The sequence below is a fragment of the Phenylobacterium sp. genome (genome assembly GCF_016793225.1).
GTDB lineage: Bacteria > Pseudomonadota > Alphaproteobacteria > Caulobacterales > Caulobacteraceae > Phenylobacterium.
Genome location: NZ_JAEUMN010000187.1, coordinates 1 through 3,643, shown reverse-complemented (window position 1 = coordinate 3,643; position 3,643 = coordinate 1). Strand labels below are relative to the sequence as shown.

General features: G+C 69.6%; 9 protein-coding genes. All 9 read left to right on the top strand.

The features are described 5' to 3' along the window. The coding region (locus JNK30_RS23030; RefSeq protein WP_367118775.1) for a DUF4043 family protein at positions 1-160 on the top strand (160 nt) is incomplete at its 5' end. A gap of 13 nt (positions 161-173) precedes the next feature. Further along, a complete protein-coding gene (locus JNK30_RS21940) occupies positions 174-563 on the top strand; it encodes a hypothetical protein (protein ID WP_293485745.1) in 390 nt (129 codons plus the stop codon). Between the two features lie 68 nt (positions 564-631). Then, a complete protein-coding gene (locus JNK30_RS21935; RefSeq protein WP_293485743.1) occupies positions 632-1,249 on the top strand; it encodes a hypothetical protein in 618 nt (205 codons plus the stop codon). Next, positions 1,246-1,452 carry a hypothetical protein gene (locus tag JNK30_RS21930; RefSeq protein ID WP_293485741.1) on the top strand — a complete coding sequence of 69 codons (207 nt, stop codon included), beginning with the start codon at positions 1,246-1,248 and terminating at the stop codon, positions 1,450-1,452. Before JNK30_RS21935 ends, JNK30_RS21930 begins: the two co-directional genes overlap by 4 nt. Continuing rightward, complete coding sequence (locus JNK30_RS21925) at positions 1,452-2,039, top strand: hypothetical protein (protein ID WP_293485739.1); 588 nt, start codon at positions 1,452-1,454, stop codon at positions 2,037-2,039. The genes JNK30_RS21930 and JNK30_RS21925 overlap by 1 nt, the downstream gene beginning before the upstream one ends. Positions 2,040-2,047: 8 nt before the next feature. Beyond that, the gene (locus tag JNK30_RS21920; protein WP_293485737.1) at positions 2,048-2,449 is read left to right on the top strand and encodes a hypothetical protein; all 402 of its coding nucleotides are present in this window, start codon (positions 2,048-2,050) and stop codon (positions 2,447-2,449) included. Next, complete coding sequence (locus JNK30_RS21915; protein ID WP_293485735.1) at positions 2,449-3,021, top strand: hypothetical protein; 573 nt, start codon at positions 2,449-2,451, stop codon at positions 3,019-3,021. The genes JNK30_RS21920 and JNK30_RS21915 overlap by 1 nt, the downstream gene beginning before the upstream one ends. Positions 3,022-3,023: 2 nt before the next feature. Continuing rightward, positions 3,024-3,440: a hypothetical protein gene (locus JNK30_RS21910; protein ID WP_293485733.1), complete on the top strand. Its 417-nt coding sequence runs from the start codon at positions 3,024-3,026 to the stop codon at positions 3,438-3,440. Continuing rightward, the coding region (locus JNK30_RS21905) for a hypothetical protein (protein WP_293485731.1) at positions 3,437-3,643 on the top strand (207 nt) is incomplete at its 3' end. The genes JNK30_RS21910 and JNK30_RS21905, both read left to right, overlap by 4 nt.

The window sequence follows — 3,643 nt, the reverse complement described above, 5'->3', positions numbered from 1 at the left end:
GCAGGGCTACGACAGCACCACCTCGGCCGACTGGAACGAGGAGCTGTTCGACTACGGCAACCAGCTCGGCGTCGAGGCGGGCTTCATCGCTGGTCTGAAGAAGACGCGCTACAACGGCGCGGACCTCTCCACGATCGTCATTTCCACCTACGCCGCCTGACGGGAGAGGTCGCATGCCCCAGAACAACCCGCGTCAGTACTCGCAGCAGGTCGTCCACTTTCTTCGCAAGCGGCTGACCTACACCGACCGCGGCGTCGCCGTGACGGTGGGCGTGGTGCCCGCCGGCTCAGTGATCCTGAAGCCCATCTCCGGCGTGAACATCCACACGGCCTTCAACGGCACCGGCACCGACCTGATCGACATCGGCACCTCCGGGACCGCCGACCTGTTCGCGACAGACCTCGCCGGCCAGACGGTGGGTTTCGCGCCCTGCGACGAAGCGGTCAGCTTCTACGTGGCGGCCGACACCACGATCACGGCCACCTACGCGGACCAGAACAGCGACGCCACCGCGGGCGAAGCCCAGGTGGTGATCGCCTACGTCCCGAACACCGACGGCTAACGGCGCGCGGGCGGGAGCCTCGCGCTCCCGCCCCTGCGTCCAGCCGCGGCCGAGAAAGGAGGGCCCACATGGCGACGCTTGGGGACCTGAAGGCTCGGATCGCGGACGAGCTCATGAAGCGCAATCTGACGACCCAGATCGCCCAGCACATCGCTCGGGCGGTCGAGCACTATTCGACCCATCGCTTCTGGTTCAACGTGGGCTCGCTGACCGGAAGCCCCATCTCCGCAGACGCCGACGGCTACGTCCCCCTGCCGACCGGCACGCGTGTCATCGACAAGATCCGCATCGGCCAGATCTGGCTTGAGAAGCGGGACATGGAGGTGATCGAGGACTGGCTGGCGAACAGCCCGGCCACTGCGGTCGAGCCCTATGACTACGCGCCTGCGGGCGAGCGCGTCCGCCTCTACCCGACGCCATCGGGCCCTGTGACCCTGGTCGCGACGGGCGTCATCGACGTCACGCCGAAGATCACCGCGACGGCCGCTGACAGCGTCGACAACGCCTGGACCAACGACGGCGCGGACCTGATCGCGGCTCGGGCCCGGATGACCCTCTACCGCGACGTCCTGCGCGACCCGGGCGGCGTCGCCCTAGCCAAGGACGCGATCCGCGAGGCCGAGCAGGATCTCGGCATGAAGACCATGCGCCGGATCGGCGCGGGCCGCGTGGAGGCCTGCCTGTGATCGGCGAGATGGAAAAGCGGGGCCTCGAACGGGACTTCGTTGCCCGGGCTCCGAAGCATCCGATCAAACTCGCCGAATTTGAGGAGGCGAGCCTTCCCGATCCGGGGCGCTGGCGCTGGTGCGTCGTCGCCGTGACGGATGTCGGCTGCGTCGCGGTCTCGAACGGCGTGGCGTGGGTGCGCTCGGACGGGAGCGCGCTCTGATGGCCAGCACCTACTCCCTCCGCTTCCGCCTGAACTACCAAGCCCCCGGCGACAACCTGAACGCCTGGGGCATCGTTCTGAACACGGGCGTATTCCAGCTGCTCGAGGACGCGCTGGCCAAGCGCGTCGCCTTCACCCTATCGGGCTCGAAGACGCTCACGACGGCCAACGGCGCAGCTGACGAGGCGCGCTGCGCCTTCTTGGACGTGACGGGCGGGACCGGCGGATCGATCGTCATCCCGGGCGTCGAGAAGATCTACCTCGTCCGCAACGGCGCGAGCGGGGACGTGGTCGTGACCACGGGCGCCGGCGGGACGGCGACCCTGACGCCCGGCGAGATCAACTTCATCGTCTGCGACGCCTCGAACGTGCGGCCGCTCGGCCCCAACGCCCAGAGCATCAAGGCGTACGTCGACGGTGTGGCCTGGACCTACAACGCGGGCGCGCTGCCCGGCCAAGGCGGCAATGCGGGCAAGTTCGTGAAGACGGACGGGACGACCGCCTCCTGGCAGACGCCGCTCGCGGCCGACATCGGCGACTTCGAGGACGAGGTCGCGGCCATCTCTCTCATCCTGGGTCGCCGGTAGGAGCCGCCATGCCCCTCGTCACGCCACAGACCATCAAGAACGCCTACGCCGTCTGCGATACGGCCAATACCGACCTCGACGACTCGCCGGGCGCCGGCGTCCAACTGCTGCTCACGGCCGGCGCGCAGGGTGCGGTCGTCTATGGCCTGAAGGCGACGCCGCGAGGGACCCTCACGGCCACCCGGCTGGAGCTGTACCTCTCCAAGGACGCCGGAGTGACCCGGCGCCTGATCCGCTCTGTGCTCATGGGCGCACACACCGTCGCCGTCACGACGGCGATCCCGTCGACGGACTTCGGCATCACGGAGAGCACGCCGCTTCGCCTCGCCGGCGGAGACCGGCTGTACGTCGGCATCGGCGTCTCGCTGGCGGCCGGGGTGGTCTTTGACGCGCAGTACGAGGATCTCTGATGGCGGGGGTCGCGCGCCGGCAGATCGGGGGCACGAGGATCGCGGCGGTGTCGATCGCCGCGACGCCGTACCCTGACGCGCGCGGCGCCGCGGTCATCTTCTCCCCGGGCTCCTACTCGTTTCGCCCCACCAAATCCGGGTTCTGGCGCTTCGTGCTCTGGGGCGGCGGCGGCAATGCGCTGAGCGGTGCGAGCCAAGCCGGTGGCTCCTCCTCGATGGCGATCAAGGACGCCTTCCTGGATGTCTCGCAGACGGCGCCCATCGTGTGCGGCGGCCCGGGCGCGGACAGTACCGTGACCTTGCCCGGCGGCGTGGTCACCGCCGGCGCTGGCAATTCCTCAGGCGCCGCCGGTGTGGCGAGCGGCGGGGACATCAACCTGCCAGGTGTTGCGGGGTTGAGCGGCGGGAGCGCGATCGGGCCCGCAGCGCCGAGCTACGGCGACTTCAACGGCGGCGCGGCCGTGGCCGCGAACACCGCGGGCAACGCGCCGGGCGGCGGTTCTGGGACGGCGTTCGGGGGCACGCTCTACGGCGCGAGCGGCCTCGTGATGGTCTTCTTCGTGAGGGACTAGGGATGCTCTACCAGCGCATCATCGTGAGCACGGGGGCCGAGGTGGGCGATCCCGGCCCGCTGCCCTCGACCCTGGAAGGCCTCACCGAGGCTGCTCTGGCGAACCTGCCGGCGCATCTCGACCCGACAGCCTGCGCCGAGCTTGGCTACGATGACGCCGGCTTCCTGCCGGTGGCCGAGCCTGAGCCAGCGGCACCGCGGACGGTGAGCCGGCTGGCGTTCATGCAGCGGCTGTCTCCGCAGAAGCGCATCGCCATCCGGACGGCCGGGAAGTCCGACCCCGTCATCGAGGACTTCCTCGACCTCCTGGGCGCGGCGACGCTGGTTGACCTCGACCACGCCGACACCATGCAGGGCACGGCTTACCTCGTGGCGGAGGGGCTGCTCACGCAACAGGAGGCGGACGCGCTCCTGGCATGAGGACCTACCTGGACATTCCGGCCGGCATCAACAGCGACGAGACGACCGTCCTCGTTGGCGGAGCGGCGTGGGTGGCGGGCAAGAACGTGCGCTTCTGGAAGGGGCGTTGGCAGACGGTCGGCGGCTGGGAGCGGATCTTCGCTGAAGCCCTGACCGGTGTCTGCCGCACGGTGCTGCCCTGGACGGACAATCTCGGCGCCCTG